The sequence below is a fragment of the Mesorhizobium sp. P2_B5 genome, assembly GCF_056404775.1.
In genome coordinates, this window is sequence record NZ_JBFUDJ010000007.1 from 140648 (window position 1) to 165419 (window position 24772).

Sequence of the window (24772 nt, forward strand, 5' to 3'; positions counted from 1 at the left end):
CGGGCGATTGCAAGGCAGTGAGGCAGGGGTATGGAACCGCTATCGGACGAGGATGTTGCGGAATTGCCACGGGTCGTTTTTGTCGAGGTCCTCTGGGAACAGACCAGGACGGTTATCGAGCGGCGTCCAGTCGGTGTAGTAGCCCTTGACCGGCCCAAGATACGGGGACTGCACTTCCAGGCAGCGCTTATAGTCCATCTCGTCGGCCTCGACGATGCCGGCTTCGGGGTTTTCCAGCGCCCAGACCATGCCGGCGAGCACGGCCGAGGTGACCTGCATGCCGGTGGCATTCTGGTAGGGGGCCAGCTTGCGGGCTTCGGCCAGCGACAGCTGCGAGCCGTACCAGTAGGCGTTCTTGTCGTGGCCGTAGAGCAGCACGCCGAGTTCGTCTACACCATCGACCAGCTCGTTTTCGTCAAGCACATGGTGGACCGGCTGCGGCTTGCCGGCGGCGCCGAACATTTCGTCCAGCGACAGCAGCGCGTCGTTGCAGGGATGATAGGCATAGTGGCAGGTCGGGCGGTAATGCACCTTGCCCTTCTTGCCGCGCATGGTGAAGAAGTCGGCGATCGAAATCGCCTCGTTGTGGGTCACCAGCAAGCCGTATTGCGCGCCCGGCGTCGGGCACCATGAACGCACGCGGGTGTTGGCGCCGGGCTGTTCAAGATAGATCGCCGCCTTGGAGCCATGTTTGTGCTCCTTGCCGTTCTTTGGCATCCATTTCTCATGCGTGCCCCAGCCGAGCTCGGCCGGCTGCAGGCCTTCCGAGATGAAGCCCTCGACCGACCAGGTGTTCCAGAACACGTTCATCGGCTTGGGCTTCTTGGTGCGCTGGGTGTCGCGCTCGGCGATGTGAATGCCCTTGACGCCAGCCTTTTTCATAAGCTTGGCCCAGCCTTCGCGGTCGTCCTGCGCCGGTTCGGAAAATTCGAGGCCGAGATCGCCGGCGAGGTTGAGCAGCGCCCGCTTGACGAACCACGAGACCATGCCAGGATTGGCGCCGCAGGTCGAGATCGCCGTCGCGCCGCCGGGCTTGTCGTGCTTCTCCTTGATCATCGCTTCGCGCAGCGCGTAGTTGGTGCGGCTGGCATTGTCGGCTTTGGTGTCGAAGTAGAAGCCGAGCCACGGCTCGACGACGGTGTCGATGTAAAGCACGCCAAGCTTGCGGCAGAGCCGCATCAGATCCACCGAGCCGGTATCGACCGACAGATTGACGCAAAAGCCCTGGCCGCCGCCATTGGTCAAAAGCGGCGTCAAAAGCTTCTTGTAGTTCTTCTCGGTGACGTGCTCCTGGACGAAGGCGATGCCGCGCTCGTCGAGCAGCTTGCGGTCGGTATCGAGCGGGTCGACGACCGTCATGCGCGACTTGTCGAACTTGAAATGGCGCTCGATCAGCGGCAGCGTTCCCCGTCCGATCGAACCGAAGCCGATCATCACGACAGGGCCGGTGATTTCACCGTAAACGGGCCAGTTTTCATTCGCCATTTTATCGAGCACTCCTTCAAAAACCGGGAAAACACGCACAAAACCGGGCCTTTTGTGCCCGGTGCTCATGCGCTACATCACAGATCATTGTCACAAACCAGCAAAAAGCGCCAACCGTCCGCTAGGCAGCATTGGCCATGTGGTTAAGGAGGACGACCAGGCGGTCGCGGTCAGCGGTCATGCCCTTGTAGTCGAGTTGAGCCTCGTCCAGTGCCAGCAATTGCGCGGCGAAAGAGGCGGCAAGCGTTGCCCGGTCCGGGTGCCGCGCCAACACGGCCAGCGGGTCGAGGTGGATGCGGATGGTGAACAGGATATCGCGCGACACCGGCAGTTTGCGCAGCGTCTGGCGCTCGACGCGGATGAAGGCGTGGGCGTTGACGTCGCCATCTGGAAACCGCGACGGGCGGTTGGTGGCACGGTCGATGCGCTCGACATTGGAGAGCGGATGATAAAGTGCGTCGTCGGCCTGGATCGACCAGTTGAAGCGCTCGACGGCCTGACCCTGCAGACCGTCGAACATGCGGTTGATGAGCTCGGCCGGCCGGGTGCCCGGACCGAAGCCAGGCACCGGTGCGTGGATCTCCTGCAGCGGCCGCCCGAATTTTTCGAGCAGTGACCAGGATGATGGGAAGCACAGTGATCCGGCGGCGAGCCGCCAGCCGCTGTCATCGCGGCGCATCAGGATCAGGTCTTCCTGGACGAGCAGCGAGGCTGCGACCAGAGGGGCGTTGCTGAAGACATCGGCTTTGTTGCCTTCGGCGCCGATAACCTCCATCCCGACGCTCGTGCGCCTGTAGATTTCGGGAAATGCTGTCAGCAAATGCGCTTCGATGAGGTCGCGAACTTCGCGCTGGGCATCGCGCGTGCCGTCTTCCTCGACAAACACCTTGTCGGGGATTTCCGCATAGAGCCGGCGCTTTTCTGCGAGGTAGTCGATGAGATGCCCATCGACCTCGATCCATCTATCGAGGTCGAGCGGCTTCAGCCCGACGGTGAAGAGCTTCGAGGACCCGTCATAAGGCGTGTGGGTGGGCAGGCGAGAATTCATGCTTGGGTGAGGGTCCAGTCCGGTGGCGGTCATTCTCGCAGCCGCTTCGTATCAGGCCAATGTTGCCGGGATCAAGCCGCGCAGCGAATTGCCGACGAAGATCGCCTTCGCCGACTTTAACTCGTCATAGCTGTAGATCGCTTCCTGGACGCGGCCTTCATCCAGAAGTTCGGCGCGCAGTACGCCAGGCAGCAGGCCGCAATCGAGCCGGGGCGTCATCAGCACGCCGTCACCGAAATCAGCGAAGACATTGGTGATCGTGCCTTCGCATATTTCGCCGCGCTCATTGGCGAGCAACACCTCGTCGGCCTGGGTGACAAGATATTCAGACCGAGCATGGGTGTAGAGCTGACGCCGGCTGGTCTTGTGGCGCAGCAGCGTGTCGGTGGAGGAGAGCCGCGCCCGCGCCAGCTGCAGCCGCCAGACCTTGTCGGCCGCGAGCGGCTCGTAAGGCTGAGCTGCAGCCGTGACCTCGCCATTGCGCTGCAGGACGAGACGGGTGCGCAGCGCCGTCTGCTGCGCCCCGACAGTGTTCGCCAATACCTCGCCGACCCGCTGCGGATCGCAGGCAAAGCCCAGTTCTTCCGCCGAGCCGTAGAGGCGCGCGAGGTGGCGCTCGAAACGCAGGAAGCCCTGGCCGGGCTCCCAGCGCATGGTCTCGATCAGGTCGAAGTCGGCGGTGTTCCCGTCGCGAAGCGCGCCTTCAGCAGACACTCCTGATACTCCTCCTCGGCCGTCGAATCGAAGACGACGCCGCCGCCGACATTGTAGACGGCCTCGCCGCTGGAAAAGAGCGAGATGGTGCGGATCGCCACAGAAAAGCGCATCGTGCCGCCGGGCGCGATCCAGCCGATGGCGCCACAATAGACGTCACGAGGCGTGGCTTCCAGATCGTGCAGGATTTCCATGGCGCGGATTTTTGGCGCGCCGGTGATCGAGCCGCAGGGAAACAGAGCGGCGAAGATCTGGCGGATGCCGAGGTCGGGCAACAGCTTCGCCCGCACACGGCTCACCATCTGGTGGACGGTCGGGTAGCTCTCGATGCGAAACAGTTCCGGCACCTCCAGCGTGCCGACCTCGCTGATCAGCGAGATGTCGTTGCGCAGGAGATCGACGATCATCCGGTTTTCGGCCTGGTTCTTTTCGTCATTGCGAAGGAACGCCTTCAGCCGCGCGTCCTCGGCCTTGGTTGCGCCGCGTGGCGCGGTGCCCTTCATCGGATGGGTTTCGATCATGCCTTCGGTGTCGATCTCGAAGAACAGTTCGGGCGAGCGCGACAGTACGATTGGATCGCCGAGCGAAATCAGGGCGCCATACTTTACCGGCTGGCGTCCGGTCAGCGCGTCGAAGGCGGCGAGCGGGTCGCCGGACCACTGCGCGTGGACTGGAAAGGTCAGATTGCCCTGGTAGCAATCGCCCTTGCGGATGTGCTCGTGAAGGCGCGCGAAACGGTCAGCGTATTGCTCCTGCGACCATGACGCTCTTGCATCGAAGATCGGACCATTGGTCGCCGCGCCGCTCTGCGGCACGGCCTGCTCCAGCGGAGCATCGAAGACGCCGAGGCAGATCAACGGCGCGCGCCGGCCCCCGGGCAGCAGCGGCACCAGCTTCGGCTCGAGCAAATAACCCGCTTCATAGGAGAAATAGCCGGCCAGCCATTTGCCGGCGTCAGATGCCGCCTGCGCGGCCGCCAGAGCCGGCAGAAAATCCTTGGCCTCATAGGCGACGATGATTTCGGCCGGGCGGTCGAAGACCAGCTGACGGCCGCTTTCATCGTTGCGGAAGATGGCAGAGGGCAGGGGCATGGGGCTCGGATGCTGCGGTCGATGACGCCAGAACCGCTCTATATGGGGGCCGGGCGGCGTGCAATCGAGGGAGCGGCGTCGCAGGGCGCAAAGACGGTGGCACTTGCGAAAACAAAGGCGGCGCCCGAAGGCGCCGCTTTGTCGGGCTTATTGCCGATGATCAGATCAGGTGTTGTTGGCGGTCCCGGCGGTCGGGAACTGGCGCGCGAATTCTTTCTCGTCGCCAGCGGCAAGCAGCTTGGCCTGTTCGATCCACTTTTCGCGCGCGATGCGGCCGTCGAAATTCAGCGTGTCCTCGATGCGCTTGACGTCGGCCGCCGTCCAGGCGGCGATCTGGGCGTAGGTCGTGACGCCAAGGCCCTTGAGCAGTTTGTCGTTGACCGGTCCGATGCCGATCAGGCGGCGCAGATTGTCGGCCTTCGCAGCTGTCGGTGCAGCCTTCTTCGGGGCTGCAGCCGGCTTTGAAGCGGCGGGCTTCGGAGCGGCGCTCGCCTTGGCAGCCGCAGGTTTGCTGGCAGCCGGTTTGGCGGCGGATTTGGCCGCAACTGGCTTGGCGGCGGCAGGCTTTGCCGCGGCGGGTTTCGCGGGCGCGGCCGGCTTCGCCGCCGGAGCTGACTTGGCCGTTGCGGGTGTCGAGACCAATGCGGCCGGCGCCGAGCTGGAAGGTTTGGCCGATGGAGTAGACGTTTCACGCAGCCGGCGTTCGAGATCGGCGCGGGTCTTGCCGCAGGCGTCGAGTTCGCCGGTCAGACGATCGGAATCGGCGCGCAGCCTATCGCGCTCGCCGCGGGTGCGGTCGAGGTCGCCGCGCAGGCTGTCAAGCTCACCGCGCAGCCGGCCCCAGATAAACCAGCCAACCAACACACCTACAAGGAACGCCAGGACAATGTAGAAGAAGGTCATCGTCTCTCTCCAGTCGGATCCGTCCGCCGCCGTCTCAAGTCATGACCTTGGCAGATCGGATCATCCATTGGTGGTTCGGCGGTTCAGGGAACAGCCGGTCTGTCGTCGATTGCCGGCTTTCGGCTTTCCCGCCCATTGCCAACCGTCGCTGTCGCATTCGCCGGACCGCTGCCATGGGCCGGGATGCTGTCCGGCCTAAGCCGCGTGCCCGGCTGAGCTTCAGCCGGAAAGGCTATCATACGGATTCTGGAAAGCTAACGGAAAATTTGGCCCGAGAGTTCTTCAAGAACAGATATTTAGAACAAGAACAGAGCTGCCGTCACATGCATTCTGGCTAAACTGTTCTGCGATTTCGCAAAGTCAAGACCGGCGCCGCCGAACCTGTTGCTCTGCGCTACCGGTTCAACGGCTTCGTAGCATCAACTGTCGAGCGCTTCCAACTCGTCGATCAGGCCGCCGATCACGCCAAGGCCGATCTGCCAGAAGGCGGGGTCGGTGGCGTCGAGGCCGAAGGGAGCGAGGAGTTCGGAGTGATGCTTGGTGCCACCGGCACGCAGCATCTCGAAATACTTGTCCTGGAAGCCGTGCTCGGCATTCTGGTAGACCGCGTAGAGCGAGTTCACCAGGCAGTCGCCGAAGGCATAGGCGTAGACGTAGAAGGGCGAATGGATGAAGTGCGGGATGTAGGTCCAGAAGACCTCATAGCCCTCGCGCAGCTTGATCGCCGGCCCCAGGCTCTCGGCCTGTACCTCGAGCCAGAACTGGCCAAGCTTGTCGGAAGTCAGTTCGCCGTTCTTGCGCTCGGCATGCACCTTGCGCTCGAACTCATAGAAGGCGATCTGGCGCACGACCGTGTTGATCATGTCCTCGACCTTCTGGGCGAGCATGGCCTTGCGTTCGCGCTTGTCGGTGGTCTGATCGAGCAGCGAACGGAAGGTCAGCATCTCGCCGAAGACGGATGCTGTTTCGGCCAAAGTCAGCGGCGTCGAGGCCATCAGCGCACCCTGGCCGCCGGCCAGCACCTGGTGCACGCCGTGGCCGAGCTCATGCGCCAGCGTCATCACATCGCGCGGCTTGCCCATGTAGTTGAGCAGCACGTAAGGGTGCGCCGAAGGCACGGTCGGATGGGCAAAGGCGCCGGGTGACTTGCCGGGCCGCACCGGCGCGTCGATCCAGTTGCGGTCGAAGAAGACGCGGGCGATCTCCGCCATGTCGGGGGAAAAGCGCTGATAGGCCGACAGCACCGTGTTCCTGGCATCGTCCCAGCGGATCACCGCTTGCGGGGTTTCTGGCAAGGGGGCGTTGCGGTCCCAGTGGTTCATCACCTCCATGCCGAGCCAGCGCGCTTTCATGGCGTAGTAGCGGTGCGACAGGCGCGGATAGGCCTCGCGCACGGCGGAGGCCAGCGCATCGACCACGCTGCGCTCGACACGGTTGGCGAGGTGGCGTGAATCGGCGATGTCCTCGAAGCCGCGCCAGCGGTCGGAAATCTCCTTGTCCTTGGCCAGCGTGTTGGTGATCAGGGTAAAGGTGCGCAGGTTCTTGCGGAAGGTGGCGGCCAGCGCCTCGGCGGCGCGGCGGCGGACTTCGCCATCGGCGTCCTGCAGGCGGTTCAGCGCCGGCTCCAACGTCAACTCCTCGTCGTCTATGTCGAAGCGCAGATCGGTCATCGTCTCGTCGAACAGGCGGTTCCAGGCGCCGCGCCCGGTGATCGACTTCTCATGGAAAAGCTGCTCGACCCGGTCCTCGAGCTGGTATGGCTTGTCCATTCTGAGATCGAGCACCCAGGGCCGGTAGTGGGCAAAGCCGGCATCGGCGGCAAGGGCTGCTTCGAGCGACTTGTCGTCGATCAGGTTCAGCTCCAGCGCAAAAAACAACAGATGCGCGCTGGCGTCGGTCATCTTCTCCTGGATGTCGCCATAGAGCTTGGCGCGCTGCGGATCGGCGGTGTTGCCGGCATAGATCAGGCCGGCATAGGAGACGATGCGGCCGATCAGCTCCTCCAGCGCCTCATAGGCGCTCAGCGCCTCGCCGAGCTTGCCGGCGCTGCCGCGCTCGGCCTCCGCGGCCAGCGTGCCCTTCCAGCGGTTCTCGAAGGCGACGGCATCGGCCGCCGCCTTGGCGATGTCGCGCTTCAGCTCGGGCGCTTCCATGCCGGAATAGAGATCGGCGAGATTCCATTCCGGCAAGTCGCCGAGCTCCGCCGCGCCCTGACCGGACGCTGCCGCCGCAAGCTGCCGACCGAGAATCCTGCGCATCAAACAATTACCTTCTGGAATCAAGGGGAAAGGGCAAGCCGGTCAAATCCTAAGGAATTCATTCACCGGGTTTTTTGAAACCTTGTTTAGAACCCTGTGCCAGGATGATCCATGGGGATTTCCCAGGCAGGCAACTCAAATCAGTCATGACAGGTTCCATTCTCATAGTCGATGACGATCCCGTGCAGCGCAGGCTGCTCGAGGCGGCGGTGACGAAATTCGGCCACAGTGCCATCGTCGCCGATGGCGGCGAGGCCGGCCTCGAAGCTCTCGACGGACCCGGCGCGCGCGATGTGTCGGCGGTCATCCTTGACCTTGTCATGCCCGGCCTCGACGGCATCGGCGTGCTGAAGGCGATGCGCGAACGCGGTATCACGGTTCCCGTCATCGTGCAGACCGCACAGGGCGGCATCGAGACCGTGGTTTCGGCGATGCGCCATGGCGCTTTCGATTTTGTCGTCAAGCCGGCATCCCCCGACCGGCTGCAGACCGCGATCGGCAACGCGCTCAAGGTCGAGGCGGTCGAGGACGAGGTCAAGCGCACATCGCGGCGGCGTGGCGGCCACCTGACCTTCAAGGACATGATCACGCACAGCCCGGCAATGGACCGGGTGATCCGCCTCGGCCAGAAGGCGGCGGCCTCCAACATCCCGATCCTGATCGAGGGCGAATCGGGCGTCGGCAAGGAACTTGTGGCGCGCGCCATCCAGGGCACCGGTGATCGTCGTTCAAAACCCTTCGTCACCGTCAATTGCGGCGCCATCCCCGACAATCTGGTCGAATCGATCCTGTTCGGCCACGAGAAGGGGTCGTTCACCGGGGCCACCGACAAACACACCGGCAAGTTCGTCGAGGCGCATTCGGGCACGCTATTTCTCGACGAGATCGGCGATCTGCCGCTCGACGTGCAGGTCAAACTCTTGCGCGCTGTCCAGGACGGCGAGGTCGATCCGGTCGGCGGTCGCGCCACGGTCAGGGTCGACATCAGGTTGATCTCGGCCACGCACCGCAACCTTTTGCAGCAGGTCAAGGACGGCAAGTTCCGCGAGGATTTGTTCTATCGGCTGAACGTCTACCCGATCTTCGTGCCGCCGCTGCGCGACCGACGCGACGACATCCCCTATCTGGTCAAGCATTTCATGGACAAGGTGGCGCCGGCGGGCCATCGCCTGCACGGCATTTCGGAAGCCGCATTGGCCATGCTGCAGGCCTATGACTGGCCGGGAAACATCAGGCAGCTGGAAAACGCCGTGTTCCGGGCCTCGGTGCTTGCCGAGGGCGACGTGCTGACAGCAGACGAATTCCCGCAGATCCGGGCACAAGTCGAGGGCACCGTCAATCTCGATACCGACGCGTCCCTGTCGGACCCCGTCATGATCTGGAGCAGCGAATCGCAAGGCGATAGCGCCCAGACTGATGGCGTCGGTCCCGTCGCGGCGGAGATCGAACCTCCGGCCAGGCTGCTTCAGCGTTTCGGCACGCTGAGGGCGTTGGACGAGCGCGGCAATGTGCGCGCGCTGGCCGATGTCGAGCTCGAAATGATCAAGCTCGCCATCGACCACTATAACGGCCAGATGAGCGAAGTCGCCCGCCGACTCGGCATCGGTCGCTCGACGCTCTACCGCAAGCTTAAAGAGTACGGCATCGACCCGGAAACCGGCCGCCTCGACCGTCTTGCCTCCTAAAGCGCGTCGCGCTTGAACGGAATCAGGCGACGCGCTTTAGGTCTTTGCATTATGCATGTCGTTGTCTCAAAATCGGGACCACTTTTGAGCGACATGCGTTGGAAACCCGAATTCCACAGCTTGTTGGCGCAAGGCCGGGACCAGCTTGCGAGGCGATATCTAGCGCTGCATAAGGGGTTGGGGCGGGAATATGGCGATGCGGAACGGCGCTGTTCACGCATTAAGGCTAACAGTAACAGATCGTGTAGCTGGAAAAGGCTGAATCTTGATCTAAACCAGCAGTTTACCAAGAAATCCTGTGTATTATTTTTGACGGGATATCGCCACGGTGTTACCGCATTTCGGCTTCAATAAGCGATGATTAACCATTAGGATCGATATTCGGATGTGAGAACCACGCATCCGTTTGGGCAAATCCGGGGACAAACGGCAGCCTGCAAGGCCTTTTGATTTGAACAAAGTCGAACGACACAGAAACGGGCGGCACTATCACATTGGCGTCTGGCCGAGATGGCTGGCAGCGGTGATTGTTGCGTTCGGTTTCCTTGCAGCGGCTGCGACCGGCGCCAGCGCTGAGACGCGCTCGCTGAAACTCTATCACCTCCACACGCACGAAAAGGCCGAGATCGTCTACAAGCGCAACGGCCGCTACGATCCGGAAGGCCTCAGGAAGATCAACATCATCCTGCGCGACTGGCGTCGCAACGAACCGACGAAGATGGATCCGCGCCTGCTCGACCTGGTGTGGGAAGCCTACCGGCAGGCCGGCGCCACCGACTACATCCAGGTCGTCTGCGGCTATCGCTCGCCGTCGACCAATTCGATGCTGCGCAGCCGCAGCCGGGGTGTCGCCAAGGAAAGCCAGCATATGCTGGGCAAGGCGATGGACTTCTATATTCCCGGCGTGCCGCTGAAGAAGCTGCGCAACATCGGCCTCAAGATGCAGGGCGGCGGCGTCGGCTACTATCCGTCGTCCGGTTCGCCCTTCGTCCATATGGACGTCGGCAATGTGCGCCATTGGCCCGGCATCAGCCGCCAGGAACTGGTCAGCCTGTTCCCCAATGGCAAGACACTGCATGTGCCGAGCGACGGCAAGCCGCTGCCGGGCTATGACCAGGCGCTGGCCGCCTACAAGGCGCGCAAGGGTGCCGGTTCTCCGGCCATCATGATGGCCAGCGCTGGCGGCAGCACCAAGAAGTCCGGCGGGTTCCTCTCTGCTTTCTTTGGCGGTGGCGGCGAAGACGAAGCCGACGACACCGCCGATGTCGCGACCGCCGCGCCGTCGCCGAGAAGCGTGAAGCCGGTCCTGGCTGCCAGGAGCAACAAAAACAGCAACCTGCCCGGCATCGCGATCGTGTCGCCGCAGAATGCGAAGCGCGCCAATATTCCGCAGCTTGCCGACGACAGCGCGGACGATTCCGAGCCGCAGCAGGATACACCAGAGACGATCATCGCGGCGCTGCCGGCCAAGGAAGTGCCGCTGCCAGATTTCGCGCCGCGGCCGAAAGCCGATGTCGGCGCGCAGCAGCCTGAGACGGTGCCGTTCGGCATGGCCGACGCCACCACCGAACAGACAGTGGCGACAGCGCAGGCGCCTGCCAATGTGCCGTTCGGCATGGCCGATGTGAGCAGTGCCGACCAAGGGGCTGCCGCTCCGGCGCAGGTTGCCGTCAACGTCCCGTTGCCGACCTGGCGTCCCGACCGCTCTTCGCCGCCGGCTGAGCTTTCGCCGCAGGATAAGGGCGTGCTGCTCGCGCTGGCCGATACGGCCGCGCACAAGCAGACCGCAACGGATGCCTTCTCGGTGCTGCCGTCGCAGCGTCCGGATGAGGTCAAGGCCGTTCTCGAACAGGCCAGTGCCGCCGATTCCGTCGGTGTTACTGACGACTATCAGGTTGCCTCGCTCGAGCCGCGCTCGGCGTTCAACGATCCGTCAGGCGTCGATGCCGCAACGCCGCGCGGCGCGATTGCTGCCCGTCCCGCCGGTACCGATCCCGCCTCCGTGATCGGCGCCGGCGTGAAGACCACGCGCAAGGAAGCCAGGGCCTCGGCCCGCGACCTGAAGCCCGGCCCGAAGGCCGTCGTGGTGGCGGCCGAACCGCAGGCGGCGCGATGGGCACTGAGCAGCGGCGACAACATCGCCACCGTTTCCAGCCCGACGACTGCGCCGCGCTATGCCTACAACATCGTGCATACGCCGCCGAGCGAGGTCTACACCGCAGGCTTCCAGGCGGACAACCAGATGGCCGATGCCAACCGCTTCACCGGCAATGCCGTGAAATTCCTTTCGGTCGCCCGCTTCCAGACGAAGTAGCGGTCCTCGACCGGGTAAATATCGAAGCCGCGCTGGGAAGCCCGCGCGTTTTTTTGTTTTTGGCGAATCTCCAGCACTGGCTTCCAGCGTCCCGGAATGCTAACCACCAGCCTGCATTCCCGCTTCGTCTAATGGTAGGACAGCGCCCTTTGAAGGCGTGAATCGTGGTTCGAGCCCATGAGCGGGAACCAACTCTCTCGATCCACGATCACAGGCAGTCATGCCAGGTCAGCCCGGCCGATCACGCGCGGCTGAACTTCTTGTGAGGCCGGAACGACCCACCTTTTTGCGGGTTAGGCTGGGTTCGTCGGACCAAGTGGGTCACGACCTGGCGGTGTCACCAGAAGATCGTGAAGAAGGTAACGGTCTGCAACTGACTCGTATTTTTGCAAGCAGCAAACCCGGTCGGCGCAAGCCGGCCGGGTTTTTCGTGACTGGCGTTTACTTCTTGAGTTTGCTTGCTTCTCGGGCGAGCGCCTCGATCTCATCCCACTTGCCGGCCTTGACCAGCTCGTCCGGCGCCACCCAGGAACCACCGACGCAGATGACATTGGGCAGGCTGAGATAGTCGGCGGCGTTCTTGGCCGAGATGCCGCCGGTCGGGCAGAACTTCACATCGGCCAGTGGCGAGGCGAAAGCCTTCAGCGAGGCGATGCCGCCGGACTGTTCGGCCGGGAAGAATTTCAGGAAACGCAGGCCGGCCTCGCGGGCGGCCATGATCTCGCCGGGCGTGATGGCGCCAGGCAACAAGGGAACGTCGCTGTCCTTGGCCGCCGCCAGCAGCTCGCGCGTGATGCCGGGGCTGACGATGAATTTCGAGCCGGCTGCCGCCGCCTCGTCGAACTGCTTGGCATCGAGGATGGTGCCGGAGCCGACGATGGCGCCCTCGACCTCACCGGCCACGCGGCGGATCGCTTCCAGGGCGTCGGCGGTTCTCAGCGTGATTTCGATTGCCGGCAGGCCGCCGGCGGCGAGCGCCCGGGCGAGCGGCACGGCGTCTGCGACATTTGCGATCTTCAACACCGGGATGACCGGCTGGCCGTTGAGCAGCGACAGGAGCTTTTCGGTCTTGCTGGGCATTGGCTTGTCTCTCCTGGGGATGATTTCAACCGATTAGCAGAAGGCAGATTCCGAGTCCACGAAACCCGGCCTGCCGCGATGTCACATCTATCGGCGCCGGGCTGAAGGGAGGACGGCTTCTTCAGCGCTGCCTTGAATCCGCTTTGACCACGGTTTAGTGGCTTGGCGATGACACTGCCCAACCATGAACCTGTGCGCGTAGCCGCGCTCTACAAATTTGCGGCGCTTGGCGACTTCGACGCGCTGCGGGAATTGCGCACGCCGCTCGCCGCCTCCTGCTGCGGCCGCGGCATCAAGGGCACGCTGCTCCTGGCGCGGGAAGGCATCAACGGCACGGTCGCCGGCTCGGAGGCCGATATCGCCGACCTGATCGCTTATCTCGAGTCCATCGAAGGACTCGCCGATCTTGAGGTCAAATACAGCAATGCCGCCGAAATGCCGTTCCATCGCATGAAGGTGCGGCTGAAGCGTGAGATCGTCACCATGGGCGTCGAAGACCTCGATCCGGCGACGGGCGCCGGCACCTATGTCGCGCCGGCCGACTGGAACGCGGTGATCTCGGATCCAGGCACCATCGTGATCGACACGCGCAATGCCTACGAGGTGTCGATCGGCACCTTCGAGGGCGCCATCGATCCGCGCACGTCGAGCTTTCGCGAATTCCCGGCCTGGGTCGAAAAACATCGCGACCAGCTCGACGGTCGCAAGGTCGCGATGTTCTGCACCGGCGGCATACGCTGCGAAAAGGCGACGGCCTATGTGAAGTCGCTCGGCTTCGAAGACGTGTTCCATCTCAAGGGCGGCATCCTGAGATATCTCGAAGAGATGCCGGCCGAAGACAGCCTGTGGCAAGGCGAGTGTTTTGTCTTCGACGAGCGGGTCTCTGTCTCGCATGGTCTCGCCGAGGGCGATGCAGAACTCTGCCGCGCCTGCCGGCATCCGCTGACGCCAGAGGAAAGGCTGTCGCCGCACTATACCACCGGCGTGTCATGCCCGCACTGCTATGATGCCCGCTCGGACGAGGACCGCGCCCGCTACGCCGAGCGTCAGCGCCAGGTCGAACTGGCGCAAGCGCAGGGCAGGGAGCATATCGGTAGCTAACGTCGGTATCGCTCAGTTGGCTTAGATCACCAGGCGACGGAATAGCGGTCGATCACCCATAGCCACGTGCCATCGGCCTGCCGGCGCGCGACCTCCGAAGTCACCGTGCCATCGGGAAGCCGGGTCGAGGTCAGCGCGAGGTCGCCGTTGATGGCCGCCGGGCGCTGCTCGCCGCGCTGAAATTTTCGCCCGCTCGCGGCAAAGGCTTCGAACAGCGTACGGATCGCTGCGTGGCCGCGCGTCAATTCTGGCTCGCCGGTGTCGACGACGGCAGCCGGTTCGAAAAGCGCCACCATGCCATCGATATCTCCAGCCCACTGCCGATTGATCAGCAGGCGCTCCAGATCCTGCGGATCGCGGGCGGATTCGCGTTCGTTTTTTTCGGTCATGGCAGTTCCTCCCTTCGGCAGTGCGGCGGCGACACTAGCGGAAGCCACCGCCCATTTCGACACACGACAGTGCCGATTTTCGAAAGGCTGCATCCCTGGCAAAGCGCCAGTCCGTCATTGTAATGTCAACAAGTGGGACCTACGTCTGCAACGTCCAAAACCCGCCCGTCCACGTTTGACTGGCCCTTTTCTGGAGGCACTATGTTCGACCCCAAGAAGCTTCTCGACGACCTGCTCGGCTCGCAAGTTCCCGGCACCACCGGCACCGTCCGCGACAAGGCAGGACAGGCCGTGCAGATGGCCAAGGACAATCCGCTGGCCGCCGGCGCGCTGGCCGCGGTGTTGCTTGGGACCGGCACGGGACGCCAGGTGACGGGCACCGCCATCAAGCTCGGTGGACTGGCCGCGATCGGCGGTCTCGCTTACAAGGCGTACCAGAACTACAAGGCCGGCAATGCACCCGAGCAGGCGCCGGCCGCCGGCCAGCCAGAATTGCTGCCGCCGCCCGCCGACACCGGCTTCCATCCTTCGCAGGCGCCGCAGGGCGAGGACGAGTTCACGCTGACCCTGGTGCGGGCGATGATCTCGGCAGCCAAGGCCGACGGCCACATCGACGACGAGGAGCGCGAAAAGATCGCCGGCAAGCTCAAGCTCGCCGGCGTCGGTTCCGATGCCGAAAAGTTCCTGTTGGCCGAACTGGACAGCCCGCTCGACCTCGACACGCTGGTCGCCGGCGCCAAGACCGATGAGCAGAGGCTCGAGCTCTACACCGCGTCGCGGCTGACCATCGATCCCGATACGCGCGCCGAACGCGGCTATCTCGACCTGCTCGCCGGCCGGCTCGGCCTGCCGGATGCGCTGGTCGACCATGTCGAGGCGACGGTGTCGGCGGCCAAGGTGCCGGTCCCGGCCGGGACCGCGCCGAACCCGCGCTGGTAGGCGGTGCGGCCGCGCGGCTGAGACAACGCGGCGAGGCTTAAAAACCGCGTTAACACCTCGTTTACCGAGGAAGCGCATGATTCTAGCAGTCGGATCGGCTTTTCCTCCTCCCAAGCCCGGTTCAGATCAGGGCGGTCGCCAATGACCGCCCTTTTTGTTTAGCCGATCACAGGTTGTTCGGCTTGCCATGATCCCCGTCATTTGCGATGCCTCGGTGCATTCGGATGCATCCCGATCTGTGCCGGGGATGCGCGGTGCGCAGGAGCAAAATCATGACAGCCCTCACAGAGAAAACCGCGATCGTCACCGGCGCTGGTACCGGCATCGGCAAGAGCGTTGCCACGGCGCTGCTCAAGGCAGGCTGGAACACCGTGTTCTGCGGCCGCCGCAAACAGGTGCTCGACGCCGCGATCGCTGAAGCCGGCAAGACGGATGCCAAGGCGCTGGCAGTCGCCTGCGACATCAGCAAGGCCGGCCAGGTCGACGACCTGTTCGAGACCGTGGCGGCGGCTTTCGGGCGCGTCGACCTGCTCTTCAACAATGCCGGCATGAGCTACAAGTCGACACCGATCGACGAGATCCCGGTCGAGGTCTGGAACGACATTGTCGGCGTCAATCTCACCGGATCGTTCCTGTGCGCCCGCGCCGCCTTCGGCGCCATGCGCAGACAAAAGCCAATGGGTGGCCGCATCATCAACAACGGTTCTGTGTCGGCCTATGCACCACGGCCGGGCTCTGTGCCTTACACCGCGACCAAGCATGCCATAACAGGGCTGACCAAGACGCTGGCGCTCGACGGGCGACCCTACGACATCGCCTGCGGCCAGATCGACATCGGCAATGCGCTGACCGACATGGCGCAGGCGATGACCGTCGGCGTGCCGCAGGCCAACGGCTCGATCGCCGCCGAAGCGGTGATGGACGTCCAGCGCGTCGCCGACGCCGTCGTCCACATGGCCAGCCTCCCGCTCGATGCCAATGTGCTGTTCATGACGGTGATGGCGACCAAGATGCCGTTTGTGGGACGCGGGTAAAAAACTGAGCGTCGGCGCTGCCCCTCATTGCCCTGCCGGGCATTTCTCCCCGTATAGTGACGGGGAGAAAGGGCTGACCGCGACCTCGGCGCCATTCCTGCAAACATTGGAGATTGGCGAAATCATCGATGAGAGCGCCCCTCTCCCCGTCACTATACGGGGAGAGGATGCCGGCAGGCAGGTGAGGGGCAGCGCGAACCTTTGTAATTGGCCGCCTTACCTCTCCAAAAACGCCTCGATCCGCTCTAGCGCGCGCAAGATGTTCTCTTCGGAATTGGCGTAGGAGAGCCTGATGTAGCCTTCGCCGAGAATGCCGAAATCCGGGCCGCCGATCAGCGCGACACCGGCATCCTCGAGCAGGGCGGAGGCGAGCTTCTTCGCTTTCCAGCCGGTCTCTGAGACATTGGGGAACGCATAGAAGGCGCCCTTTGGCGTGATGCAGGAAACGCCCGGCAGCGCGTTCAGCCCCTCGACCACGATCTTCCTGCGGCTGTCGAAGGCGCGCATCATCTTGTCGACATCGTCCTGCGGGCCGTCTATTGCCGCGATGCCGGCGAACTGGCTGGGGGCGTTGACGCAGGACCAGCAATTGACCGCCAGCTTGCGCACTTTGTCGTAGAGATGGGCGCCCTTGTCGCCGTTCGGCCAGATCGACCAGCCCATGCGCCAGCCTGTCATCGCCCAGGTCTTCGACCAGCCATTGAGCACGATCAGCCGGTCGCGGATTTCGGGGAAATTGAGCAGCGAAAAATGCGTCTCGCCGTCATAGGTCATGACGTCGTAGATCTCGTCGGAGAGGATGGCGACCTGCGGGTGCTTCTCCAATCCCTTGACCAGCTTCTCGATCTCGGCGCGCGGGGTGACGCCGCCGGTCGGGTTGGCTGGCGAGTTGAGGATCAGCAGCCTGGTCTTCGACGTGATCAGCGCTAGCGTCTCCTCGGTCGAGAAGGCAAAGCCGTTCTCCTCGCGGATCGGCACCGGGATGGGGCTAGCACCTGTGAACTCGATCATCGAGCGGTAGATCGGAAATCCGGGATCGGGATAGAGGATTTCGGCGCCGGGTTCTCCGAACATCAAGATCGCCGCGAACATGGTCGGCTTGCCGCCGGGCAGGATCATCACATTCTCAGCCGAGACCTCGACGCCGGTGGTGGTCAGCGTGCGCCGCACCACCGCCTCGCGCGTCGCCAACAGGCCGTTGGCAGGGGTATAGCCGTGGTGGCCGTCGCGCAGCGCCTTGATCGCTGCTTCGACAATGTGTTGCGGCGTTTTGAAGTCGGGCTGGCCAATGCCGAGATTGACGATGTCGCGGCCTTGTTGAGCCAGTGCGGTTGCCCGCGCGAGCACGGCAAAGGCGTTTTCCTCGCCGAGACGGTCGAAGGCCGAAATCGTGTGGAGCATTTTTCCCGTCCGTGTGGTTCTTACTGTTGGGTCGCGTTTTTGTGAGCGTCCAACCGCAAATGTCAAACGGATTGGAGTCTTTGGTGTCGGAAAATCTTGCGAATTGGCAGCCCCGCCCGCGTCCGGAACGAAAAGTTCTGGACGGACGCTATGTCCGTCTTGAGCCGTTGAGTGCTGAAAAGCATGGCGACGGCCTCTACGAGGCGTCATCCGTGCCCGACATCGACGGCCGCTTTGCCTGGCTGCCCGACTATCCGCCGCAGACCCGCGCCGATTTCCAGCCATGGCTGGACAAGGTCGAGGCAAGTGAGGATCCGCTGTTCTTCACGGTCATCGACAAGGCCAGCGGCAAGGTCGCCGGGCGGCAGACGCTGATGCGCATCGATCCAGCCTATGGCGTCATCGAGATCGGCAACATCTATTGGGGTCCGCTGATCTCACGCAAACCTGCGGCAACCGAAGCGCAGTTCCTGTTCATGAAGTACATTTTCGACGGGCTCGGCTATCGCCGCTACGAATGGAAATGCAACAACCGCAACGAACCGTCGAAGCGCGCGGCGGAACGGTTCGGCTTCAAGTTCGAGGGCATTTTCCGCCAGCATCTTGTGGTCAAGGGTGAAAACCGCGATACCGCGTGGTACTCGATCATCGACAAGGAATGGCCGGCGCTTCGCAAAGCTTACGAGGCCTGGCTCGATCCGGCCAATTTCGATGGCGAAGGCCGGCAGAAGCGGCGGCTCGAGGATTTCCGCGCCGAGTTCGGCGCGTAGCAGGAGTTTAGGCGATGGCGCACAGCCATGATCACGGTTCGCACGCTGGCCACAGCCACGGCGCCGGTCACCTGCATGGCTCGACCGACAAGAAGCGCGTGCTGATCGCAGCCTGCCTGACCGCTGGCTTCATGGTTGCCGAAGTGCTGGGCGGCCTGCTGACGGGATCGCTGGCGCTGCTGGCCGATGCCGGTCATATGCTGGCCGACTCCATCGCGCTCGGCCTTGCCTGGTATGCCTTCCATCTCGCAGGACGACCAGCGACCGTGCGTCTCACCTACGGCTTCGGCCGGGTCAAGACGCTGGTTGCCTACACCAACGGCATCGCCATCTTCGCTATCGCGCTGTGGATCGTCTACGAGGCCTGGGGCCGGTTGATGACGCCGGCACCGGTGCTGGGCGGGCCGATGCTGGTGGTGGCGATCGCCGGCCTTCTGGTCAACATGGCTTCGTTCTTCGTGCTGCATGGCGGCGACCGCGAAAGCCTCAACATGCGCGGCGCCATCCTGCATGTGCTGGGCGACCTGCTCGGCTCGGCGGCGGCGATCGTGGCGGCGCTGGTCATCCTGGCGACCGGCTGGACGCCTATCGATCCGATCCTGTCGGTGCTGGTCTCGGTGCTGATCCTGTCCACCGCCTGGTCGCTGATGCGCGAAGCCGCCCATGTGCTGCTCGAAGGCGTGCCGGCAAGCCTCGATCGCGATCTCATCGCAAAGGACATTTCCGGGACGATCAAGGGCGTGCGCGAGGTGCACCACATGCATGTCTGGTCGCTGGACGGCTCCAGCAACATGGCGACGCTGCATGCTTGTTTGAACGATGGCGTCGATCCGCATCAGGCGGTCAGCGCGATCAAGAAGCGGCTCGCCGCAGAGCATGGCATCAGCCACGCCACCGTCGAGCCGGAATTCGGCCAGTGCGCCGACAGCCATGACGAGCACGACCACGATCATGACCACGACCATGGTGCGCCACCGCATCACGGCCATTACCACTGACAGGGAATTTCATGGCATTGGCATCCAGGTTGACGAGTTCCCACGACGGCGGAACGGCATGATGGATCGCGACAACAGAAACGCGCTGATTGCCGCGGCCTGGATCATGCTGCTGTTCGGCATTGCGGCCTACAATCTGCCGACCGTGATGCTGGCGCTCGGCAATATCTCGACCGTCCTTGCCGGCATCGTCGGCACCGGCTTCGTGCTGGCATTCTTTCTGGTGTTCTGGCTGCGCGGGCGCAGCCAGAACAAAGGCAAATAAGAGGCTTTGAAATGCGCATCCTGATTACTGGCGCCGCCGGCATGGTCGGCCGCAAGCTTATCGCCCGGCTGGCCAAGGACGGCACGCTCAACGGCCGCAAGATCACGGCGCTCGACCTGCACGACATCGTGCCGCCGCAGGCGCCGGCGATGGAGGGCGTCAGCATCGCCACGCATACCGGCGACCTTGCGGACGTCGGTGCTGCAGAGAGCCTGGTCGCCTCGCGCCCTGACGTCATGTTCCATCTCGCCGGCATCGTGTCGGGCGAGGCGGAAGCCAATTTCGATCTCGGCTACCGCGTCAACCTCGACGGCACACGGGCGCTGTTCGATGCCGTGCGGCTGGCGGGCTTTGCGCCGCGCCTCGTCTTCACCTCGTCGATCGCTGTGTTCGGCGCGCCGTTCCCGGATGTCATCCCGGACGACTTCCACCCGACGCCGCTGACCTCCTACGGCACGCAGAAGCAGATGAGCGAAGCGCTGCTGGCCGACTATTCCAGGCGCGGCTTCTTCGACGGCATCGGCATCCGTCTGCCGACCATTTGCGTGCGGCCGGGCAAGCCGAACAAGGCGGCCTCCGGCTTCTTCTCCGGCATCATCCGCGAGCCGCTCGCCGGGCAGGAGGCGATCCTGCCGGTGCCGCGTTCGGTGCTGCACACCCATGCCAGCCCGCGCTCGGCGGTGAATTTCCTGATCCATGCTGCGGGAATCAACGGTGCCGCCGTCGGGCCGCGCCGCAATCTGACCATGCCCGGTGTCGCCGTCACCGTTGGCGAGCAGATCGAGGCGTTGGAGCGCATCGCAGGCGCCGAGGTCGTGAAGCTGATCCGTGAGGAGCCCGACGAAACCATCTGGGCAATCGTCAAGGGCTGGCCGACGCGCTTCGAGGCGCGGCGCTCACGAGATCTCGGCTTCAGCGCCGAGAAGAGCTTCGATGAAATCATCCAAGCGCATATCGAGGATGAGCTCGACGGCAAGATTGCGGGTCAGGCCTGACCCGCAGGGATCAAACGCTGCCGGTCAGGCTCGCCGACAAAAGCAGCAATCCGAACAGGAAGACGAAGGCGGCGCCGCCGATCTCGACGAACGTATGGATGCGGTTGCCCATGCGGCCATCGCCGGCGAAATAGACTGCCCAGTTCTTGGCGGTCACCGCGATGGTCGCCAGCGCCGAGACAGTGATGGCGGTGCCGAGCGACATCGCCAGCACCGACAGCAGGCCGCCGAGCCACAGGCCGTTGAGCAGCGCGAAGCTGAGCACAATCAGCGCGCCGGAACAGGGGCGAATGCCGACGGCGGCCACAGCCGACCACGCCGTGCGCCAGTCGAAGCGGTCGCCAGACAGCAGCGCCGGATCGGGCGCATGCGAATGGCCGCACGTGTCACAGACCTCGCCCGCCGCGTGATCATGATGAGCGTGGTCGTGATGGGCATGATCGTGTGTGGCGTGATCGTGCGCAGCGTGATCGTGATGATCATGCGAATGGTCGTGGTCATGGTCGTCATGCACATGCAGGGCATGCGAATGCGCATACGCCGCATGGCTGTGAGGAGCATGCGAGTGACCGGCGTGAGAATGGCCGGCATGGCCGCCATGGGAATGACCGGCATGGGCCGCCGACAGGCTGTAGGCGGGCGCCTTGCCGAACCAGCGCAGGACCGTTGGCCCGAGCTTGCGCCACAGCAGCCAGGCGCCGAACAGAGTGACGAAGATATAGCTCATGATCTCCATGAACCAGGCCGCGTCGGTCATCGAGATGGCGGTGCCGCGCAACACGAAATAGGCAAGCAGCATCACCACGACCGCGGTCAGGCCCTGCAGCAGCGCCGAGACGAAGGACAACAGGATGCCGCGCTTGAGCGCCACTTCATTGGCCACCATGTAGGACGAGATCACCGCCTTGCCGTGGCCGGGGCCGGCGGCGTGGAAAATGCCGTAGGCGAAGGACAGGCCGATCAGCAGCCACATCTTGCTGCCGTCCTCGCGCATCGCCTTCATCGCTGTGGCCAGCGCGCGGTAAAATTCCTGCTGCCTGAGATTGATCCACATCAGGATGTGGGCGAACAGTCCGGTGGTCGGCGCCATGCCGTCATTGACGCCGATACCCAGTGAGCTCTGGGCGTGGGCCTGCCCGAGAAAGTGCGTCATCACCAGGGCAGCGGCCACGAGGCCGAATGCCAAACGCAGGGACGGTTTCATCACCGGATCTATCCTTCTGGCGGGCAGTTCAGTTCGAGCTTGGTGGCGAAGATCTTGCTCATGTCGGTGCCTGTCGGGTCGTTGAAGAAAGCTTCCGTCAGGGTCTTCTGGTTTTCCTTGATAGCCTCGTCCGGATCGGGCCGGATGACCTTGCTGGTGCAGTTCGAGGGCAGGCCTTCGACGGTGATGTTGGAATCCTCGGTGAAATCGATGGCCGTGTAGAAGGTCGGATCGTAGACACCGAAATCGATCTTGCCGGCGAGTTTGATCGGCTCCTTCGGTTCGGATTCGAACAGGATGATCAGCTGGTCGTTGTCGAAATTGGCCATCAGGTGCGGCGGCGGCGTCATCGGCACGTCCTTGCCGTTGACGGTGACGAGCTGGAAATAGTTGAACTCGGCCAGCGAGGCATGGACGGTGTCGGCGACATCCTTCAGCTCCTTGTCGTCAAGCTTCAGGTCGGAGTTCTTGTCGAACTCCATCATCACCGTACTCGAAAACAAATCGTCGAAGCGCCAGAGGTGGCGCAGCGCTTTCACACTTTGGTGATCTGGCGAGAGGATCACGTCGAGGCGGGCCTCGGCGAAGACATGAGGATGCGCCGCAGCCGCTCCAACGGCGGCAAAAGGCGCCGCCAAGGCCGAAGCCAGCATAATTGCGTGCCGTTTCAGGTGCATTCTCGGTCGCTGTTCCATCGGCCTCGGAGAGATTTCGAGAGGTTACCAGAAAGCGGGCGAAATTGGGACCGCGACACAGCTAAGACAGGTCAGGCGCCTTCGCGGTTCTTGAACCACTGCACCAGAAAATCGACGAAAACGCGGACCTTGGCCGGCAGATAGCGGCGGTGGGGGTAGACAGCAAAAATGCCGCTGCCCGACTGGATGCGGTCGTCGAGCAAGGAAACCAGCCGGCCGGACGCTAGGTCGGGGGCGGCGATGAAATCGGGCAGGATGGCGAAGCCCAGGCCTGACACGGCGGCAGCACGTGCGGCCATCGGACTGTTGACCTCGATCGGCCCCGACACGTTGACGCTGACCGACTCCTCGCCATCGCCCTTGAAGCGCCAGTTGGCGAGCGAACGGCCATTGGTGTCGACGATGCAGGGCATGTTGGCAAGATCCTGCGGGCGCGTCGGCTTGCCGTGCTTGGCGATCAGTTCCGGCGATGCGCACAGCCTGACGGAGAATGGCCCGAGGCGCCGGGCGATCAGCGAGGAGTTTTCGAGCCGCGAGATGCGCACCGCAAGATCGAAACCTTCTTCGACCAGATCGACAAAACGGTCGTCGAGATGGATGTCGAGCACGATGTCGGGATGCTGCTTGGCGAAATCGATCAGCGACTGGCCGATCGGCGCATCGGCAAAGGTGCGCGCCGCCGATAGCTTGATCCTGCCGCGCACATCGCCGGAGGATTCGCGCACCGCGTCGGCTAGGCTATCGACCTCGCGCACGATTTCCGAAGCGCGGCTGTAGTAGGTATGGCCGGCCTCGGTCATCGAGAACTGGCGTGTGGTGCGGTTGAGCAGCAGCGCGCCGAGTTCGTCCTCGAGTTCGCGCACATATTTCGACAGCAGCGCCTTGGAGCGGCCGATCTTGCGCGCAGCGGCGGAAAAACCTTCGGCCTCGACGACGTCGATGAAGGCGCGCATGCGGGTCAGTGTGTCCATGGATCAGGCCTTTCGTGCCGTATCGAGAAGCCGCCGGCCGAGCCGTATCAGGGCAATGTCGCTGCCGGGAGGGCCGAGAAGCGAGAGGCCGAAAGGGGCGCCGTCGACCGAGCCCAGCGGCAGGGTGATTTGCGGAAAGCCTGAAAGACCCGAAAGACACAAAAGATGCAAGGCCCTTTCGCGGTAGGCCTGAAGCTGCTGCGGCTCGCTTTTAACGAGAGGGGCGGGACCCGGAACGGTGGGCAGGACCAGAAACCCGTCCTGGCCGAGCAGGGCGGCAAGCTCGGAGCGGAAGGTCAGGCGGCGCACCGCTTCGGCCTGCGCCGTCTTGGCGTCGATCGTCCGGCCAAAGCCAAAGCGTTCCTCGACGCCCGGCCCGAGATGGCGCTCGCCCGACACGATCCAGGCGCCGTGCTGCTGCCAGGCTTCGGCGGCCTGCAGACGGCGAAAGCACCAGTAGAGCTCGTCGGGGAAGGAAGCGAAGACGTATTCCACCGGCTTTGGTTCACCGACCACAGTGGCCGCCAGCGCCCTCATCCTGGCGTACTCGGCGGCTTCGGCCGGCCCGGCCACAAAGGCGTCCAGCCAGCGGATCGAAAGCGGCCGGTTGAGCGGATGCTGATGCGGGTCGCGGTCGAGCAGCAATTTGCCGATCGTCTCATAGGTCTCGATGTCGTCGGCGAACCAGCCGAACGTGTCGAAGCTCGGCGCCAGCTTCATCGTGCCTTCGAGCGAAATGCGGCCATGCGTGGTGCGCAGTCCGATCAGCCCGCAAAAGCTCGCCGGCGCGCGGATCGAGCCGCCGGTGTCGGAGCCGGTGGCGATGTCGGCAAGCTTGCCCGCCACTGCCGCCGCCGAGCCAGACGACGATCCGCCGGTGACGCGATCGGGTGCTGCCGGGTTCACCGGGAACGGAAAATGCGCGTTCTGGCCCATCAGCGAGAATGCGAGTTCGTCGGTCTGCGTCTTGCCGATGAAGCGCGCGCCGGCATCGAGAATCATCTGCACGGCCGGTGCGGTGCTGGAGGCTGCGTGCGCCTCGTCGAACTTCGCCAGATTGCCGCAACCGGTACGGTAGCCGGCGACGTCGTAAATGTCCTTCACGGCCAGCCTGAGCCCGGCCAGCGGCCCCAGTTCCGCATTGGCGACCGGCATTCGACGCAGATTGAGGAAGGCGTTGAGCGGGCCGTGCGTGCCTGGCATCGTTCGATATCCGGATACAGTTCGCGCAGCATTGTTCGATGCCAGAAATTTTACAACCTGGGATACGATTTTTATTGATTGTGAAATCTTTCGATCTTATATCGCGCTTGCCCAAAGTCGCACGTGCCTGTGGGTGTCCGCCGATCCTCGAATGGTGAGGGAAATCGGTAAGGTAACTGGAGCCAACCCCTCCAGTCGGTCTAGCGGCCAACCGCCAGCCCGAGGACAC

General features: G+C 63.5%; 22 protein-coding genes and 1 tRNA gene. 10 read left to right on the top strand and 13 right to left on the bottom strand.

The window, feature by feature from the left end; genetic code table 11:
* Positions 1-39: 39 nt before the first annotated feature.
* The 6 genes from AC1D1N_RS22345 to AC1D1N_RS22370 form a co-directional block, all read right to left on the bottom strand.
* Positions 40-1485, bottom strand: coding sequence for a homospermidine synthase (locus AC1D1N_RS22345; RefSeq protein ID WP_477351084.1), 1446 nt, complete (start codon positions 1483-1485; stop codon positions 40-42).
* A 121-nt stretch (positions 1486-1606) separates the two neighbouring features.
* Positions 1607-2533: a heme-dependent oxidative N-demethylase family protein gene (locus AC1D1N_RS22350; protein WP_477351086.1), complete on the bottom strand. Its 927-nt coding sequence runs from the start codon at positions 2531-2533 to the stop codon at positions 1607-1609.
* Positions 2534-2584: 51 nt separating this feature from the next.
* Positions 2585-3247 carry an aminotransferase class IV family protein gene (locus tag AC1D1N_RS22355; RefSeq protein WP_112559286.1) on the bottom strand — a complete coding sequence of 221 codons (663 nt, stop codon included), beginning with the start codon at positions 3245-3247 and terminating at the stop codon, positions 2585-2587.
* Positions 3196-4338 (bottom strand): aminodeoxychorismate synthase component I, encoded by a 1143-nt coding sequence (locus AC1D1N_RS22360; protein ID WP_436261241.1) that lies wholly within the window; start codon positions 4336-4338, stop codon positions 3196-3198. The genes AC1D1N_RS22355 and AC1D1N_RS22360 overlap by 52 nt, the downstream gene beginning before the upstream one ends.
* A 165-nt stretch (positions 4339-4503) precedes the next feature.
* Positions 4504-5241, bottom strand: a complete 738-nt coding sequence (locus AC1D1N_RS22365) for a helix-hairpin-helix domain-containing protein (RefSeq protein WP_112559288.1) — start codon at positions 5239-5241, stop codon at positions 4504-4506.
* 419 nt (positions 5242-5660) lie between these two features.
* On the bottom strand, positions 5661-7499 hold the full coding sequence (locus AC1D1N_RS22370) for a M3 family oligoendopeptidase (RefSeq protein WP_112559289.1): 1839 nt from the start codon (positions 7497-7499) through the stop codon (positions 5661-5663).
* Positions 7500-7645: 146 nt separating this feature from the next.
* Between AC1D1N_RS22370 and AC1D1N_RS22375 the strand changes: the two genes are divergently transcribed.
* The 3 genes from AC1D1N_RS22375 to AC1D1N_RS22385 all read left to right on the top strand — a co-directional run bounded on the left by AC1D1N_RS22375 (position 7646) and on the right by AC1D1N_RS22385 (position 11689).
* Entirely contained in the window at positions 7646-9184 is a 1539-nt protein-coding gene (locus tag AC1D1N_RS22375; RefSeq protein ID WP_112559290.1) for a sigma-54-dependent transcriptional regulator, read from the top strand.
* Between the two features lie 493 nt (positions 9185-9677).
* Positions 9678-11498 carry a peptidoglycan L,D-endopeptidase MepK gene (mepK, locus tag AC1D1N_RS22380; protein WP_112559427.1) on the top strand — a complete coding sequence of 607 codons (1821 nt, stop codon included), beginning with the start codon at positions 9678-9680 and terminating at the stop codon, positions 11496-11498.
* A gap of 117 nt (positions 11499-11615) precedes the next feature.
* Positions 11616-11689: transfer RNA gene (locus tag AC1D1N_RS22385), tRNA-Gln, on the top strand.
* 250 nt (positions 11690-11939) lie between these two features.
* Here the strand turns inward: AC1D1N_RS22385 and AC1D1N_RS22390 are convergent.
* Complete coding sequence (locus AC1D1N_RS22390) at positions 11940-12578, bottom strand: 2-dehydro-3-deoxy-phosphogluconate aldolase (protein WP_112559291.1); 639 nt, start codon at positions 12576-12578, stop codon at positions 11940-11942.
* Positions 12579-12746: 168 nt separating this feature from the next.
* Here AC1D1N_RS22390 and trhO point away from each other — a divergent pair, with 168 nt between their 5' ends.
* Complete coding sequence (gene trhO, locus AC1D1N_RS22395; protein WP_112559292.1) at positions 12747-13679, top strand: oxygen-dependent tRNA uridine(34) hydroxylase TrhO; 933 nt, start codon at positions 12747-12749, stop codon at positions 13677-13679.
* A gap of 26 nt (positions 13680-13705) precedes the next feature.
* Here the strand turns inward: trhO and AC1D1N_RS22400 are convergent, their stop codons facing one another.
* The gene (locus AC1D1N_RS22400; RefSeq protein ID WP_112559293.1) at positions 13706-14068 is read right to left on the bottom strand and encodes a nuclear transport factor 2 family protein; all 363 of its coding nucleotides are present in this window, start codon (positions 14066-14068) and stop codon (positions 13706-13708) included.
* A gap of 201 nt (positions 14069-14269) precedes the next feature.
* On the opposite strand from AC1D1N_RS22400, the gene AC1D1N_RS22405 reads away from it, so the two are divergent.
* Together AC1D1N_RS22405 and AC1D1N_RS22410 are read left to right on the top strand one after the other, a co-directional pair.
* Positions 14270-15007 carry a tellurite resistance TerB family protein gene (locus AC1D1N_RS22405; protein ID WP_112559294.1) on the top strand — a complete coding sequence of 246 codons (738 nt, stop codon included), beginning with the start codon at positions 14270-14272 and terminating at the stop codon, positions 15005-15007.
* Between the two features lie 272 nt (positions 15008-15279).
* On the top strand, positions 15280-16041 hold the full coding sequence (locus AC1D1N_RS22410) for an SDR family oxidoreductase (protein ID WP_112559295.1): 762 nt from the start codon (positions 15280-15282) through the stop codon (positions 16039-16041).
* Between the two features lie 216 nt (positions 16042-16257).
* Here the strand turns inward: AC1D1N_RS22410 and AC1D1N_RS22415 are convergent, their stop codons facing one another.
* The gene (locus tag AC1D1N_RS22415) at positions 16258-17442 is read right to left on the bottom strand and encodes a pyridoxal phosphate-dependent aminotransferase (protein ID WP_477351091.1); all 1185 of its coding nucleotides are present in this window, start codon (positions 17440-17442) and stop codon (positions 16258-16260) included.
* Between the two features lie 83 nt (positions 17443-17525).
* Here AC1D1N_RS22415 and AC1D1N_RS22420 point away from each other — a divergent pair, with 83 nt between their 5' ends.
* Genes AC1D1N_RS22420 through denD form a run of 4 tightly spaced genes read left to right on the top strand, consistent with a single transcriptional unit; the run spans position 17526 to position 20470 of the window.
* Positions 17526-18212, top strand: a complete 687-nt coding sequence (locus AC1D1N_RS22420; RefSeq protein WP_352586288.1) for a GNAT family N-acetyltransferase — start codon at positions 17526-17528, stop codon at positions 18210-18212.
* A 14-nt stretch (positions 18213-18226) separates the two neighbouring features.
* On the top strand, positions 18227-19210 hold the full coding sequence (locus tag AC1D1N_RS22425; RefSeq protein WP_477351093.1) for a cation diffusion facilitator family transporter: 984 nt from the start codon (positions 18227-18229) through the stop codon (positions 19208-19210).
* A 58-nt stretch (positions 19211-19268) separates the two neighbouring features.
* On the top strand, positions 19269-19475 hold the full coding sequence (locus AC1D1N_RS22430) for a hypothetical protein (RefSeq protein ID WP_477351243.1): 207 nt from the start codon (positions 19269-19271) through the stop codon (positions 19473-19475).
* An 11-nt stretch (positions 19476-19486) separates the two neighbouring features.
* On the top strand, positions 19487-20470 hold the full coding sequence (gene denD, locus AC1D1N_RS22435) for a D-erythronate dehydrogenase (RefSeq protein ID WP_477351095.1): 984 nt from the start codon (positions 19487-19489) through the stop codon (positions 20468-20470).
* Between the two features lie 10 nt (positions 20471-20480).
* On the opposite strand, the gene AC1D1N_RS22440 is transcribed toward denD, so the two are convergent.
* The 4 genes from AC1D1N_RS22440 to AC1D1N_RS22455 all read right to left on the bottom strand — a co-directional run bounded on the left by AC1D1N_RS22440 (position 20481) and on the right by AC1D1N_RS22455 (position 24543).
* Positions 20481-21674, bottom strand: coding sequence for a nickel/cobalt transporter (locus tag AC1D1N_RS22440; protein ID WP_477351245.1), 1194 nt, complete (start codon positions 21672-21674; stop codon positions 20481-20483).
* 8 nt (positions 21675-21682) lie between these two features.
* Positions 21683-22351 (bottom strand): DUF1007 family protein, encoded by a 669-nt coding sequence (locus AC1D1N_RS22445; RefSeq protein WP_477351097.1) that lies wholly within the window; start codon positions 22349-22351, stop codon positions 21683-21685.
* 89 nt (positions 22352-22440) lie between these two features.
* A complete protein-coding gene (locus tag AC1D1N_RS22450) occupies positions 22441-23340 on the bottom strand; it encodes a LysR family transcriptional regulator (protein WP_477351099.1) in 900 nt (299 codons plus the stop codon).
* Positions 23341-23343: 3 nt separating this feature from the next.
* On the bottom strand, positions 23344-24543 hold the full coding sequence (locus AC1D1N_RS22455; protein WP_477351101.1) for an amidase: 1200 nt from the start codon (positions 24541-24543) through the stop codon (positions 23344-23346).
* Positions 24544-24772: the final 229 nt, after the last annotated feature.

Excerpts from the sequence above, each read along its gene's own strand:
- AC1D1N_RS22365 (WP_112559288.1), bottom strand. The coding sequence starts at position 5,241 with ATGACCTTCTTCTACATTGTCCTGGCGTTCCTTGTAGGTGTGTTGGTT.
- AC1D1N_RS22390 (WP_112559291.1), bottom strand. The coding sequence starts at position 12,578 with ATGCCCAGCAAGACCGAAAAGCTCCTGTCGCTGCTCAACGGCCAGCCG.
- AC1D1N_RS22370 (WP_112559289.1), bottom strand. The coding sequence starts at position 7,499 with ATGCGCAGGATTCTCGGTCGGCAGCTTGCGGCGGCAGCGTCCGGTCAG.
- AC1D1N_RS22410 (WP_112559295.1), top strand. The coding sequence starts at position 15,280 with ATGACAGCCCTCACAGAGAAAACCGCGATCGTCACCGGCGCTGGTACC.
- AC1D1N_RS22450 (WP_477351099.1), bottom strand. The coding sequence starts at position 23,340 with ATGGACACACTGACCCGCATGCGCGCCTTCATCGACGTCGTCGAGGCC.
- AC1D1N_RS22375 (WP_112559290.1), top strand. The coding sequence starts at position 7,646 with ATGACAGGTTCCATTCTCATAGTCGATGACGATCCCGTGCAGCGCAGG.
- AC1D1N_RS22455 (WP_477351101.1), bottom strand. The coding sequence starts at position 24,543 with ATGCCAGGCACGCACGGCCCGCTCAACGCCTTCCTCAATCTGCGTCGA.
- AC1D1N_RS22440 (WP_477351245.1), bottom strand. The coding sequence starts at position 21,674 with ATGAAACCGTCCCTGCGTTTGGCATTCGGCCTCGTGGCCGCTGCCCTG.
- AC1D1N_RS22430 (WP_477351243.1), top strand. The coding sequence starts at position 19,269 with ATGATGGATCGCGACAACAGAAACGCGCTGATTGCCGCGGCCTGGATC.
- AC1D1N_RS22405 (WP_112559294.1), top strand. The coding sequence starts at position 14,270 with ATGTTCGACCCCAAGAAGCTTCTCGACGACCTGCTCGGCTCGCAAGTT.
- AC1D1N_RS22350 (WP_477351086.1), bottom strand. The coding sequence starts at position 2,533 with ATGAATTCTCGCCTGCCCACCCACACGCCTTATGACGGGTCCTCGAAG.
- AC1D1N_RS22425 (WP_477351093.1), top strand. The coding sequence starts at position 18,227 with ATGGCGCACAGCCATGATCACGGTTCGCACGCTGGCCACAGCCACGGC.
- AC1D1N_RS22445 (WP_477351097.1), bottom strand. The coding sequence starts at position 22,351 with ATGCACCTGAAACGGCACGCAATTATGCTGGCTTCGGCCTTGGCGGCG.
- denD (WP_477351095.1), top strand. The coding sequence starts at position 19,487 with ATGCGCATCCTGATTACTGGCGCCGCCGGCATGGTCGGCCGCAAGCTT.
- AC1D1N_RS22345 (WP_477351084.1), bottom strand. The coding sequence starts at position 1,485 with ATGGCGAATGAAAACTGGCCCGTTTACGGTGAAATCACCGGCCCTGTC.
- trhO (WP_112559292.1), top strand. The coding sequence starts at position 12,747 with ATGACACTGCCCAACCATGAACCTGTGCGCGTAGCCGCGCTCTACAAA.
- AC1D1N_RS22415 (WP_477351091.1), bottom strand. The coding sequence starts at position 17,442 with ATGCTCCACACGATTTCGGCCTTCGACCGTCTCGGCGAGGAAAACGCC.
- AC1D1N_RS22360 (WP_436261241.1), bottom strand. The coding sequence starts at position 4,338 with ATGCCCCTGCCCTCTGCCATCTTCCGCAACGATGAAAGCGGCCGTCAG.
- AC1D1N_RS22400 (WP_112559293.1), bottom strand. The coding sequence starts at position 14,068 with ATGACCGAAAAAAACGAACGCGAATCCGCCCGCGATCCGCAGGATCTG.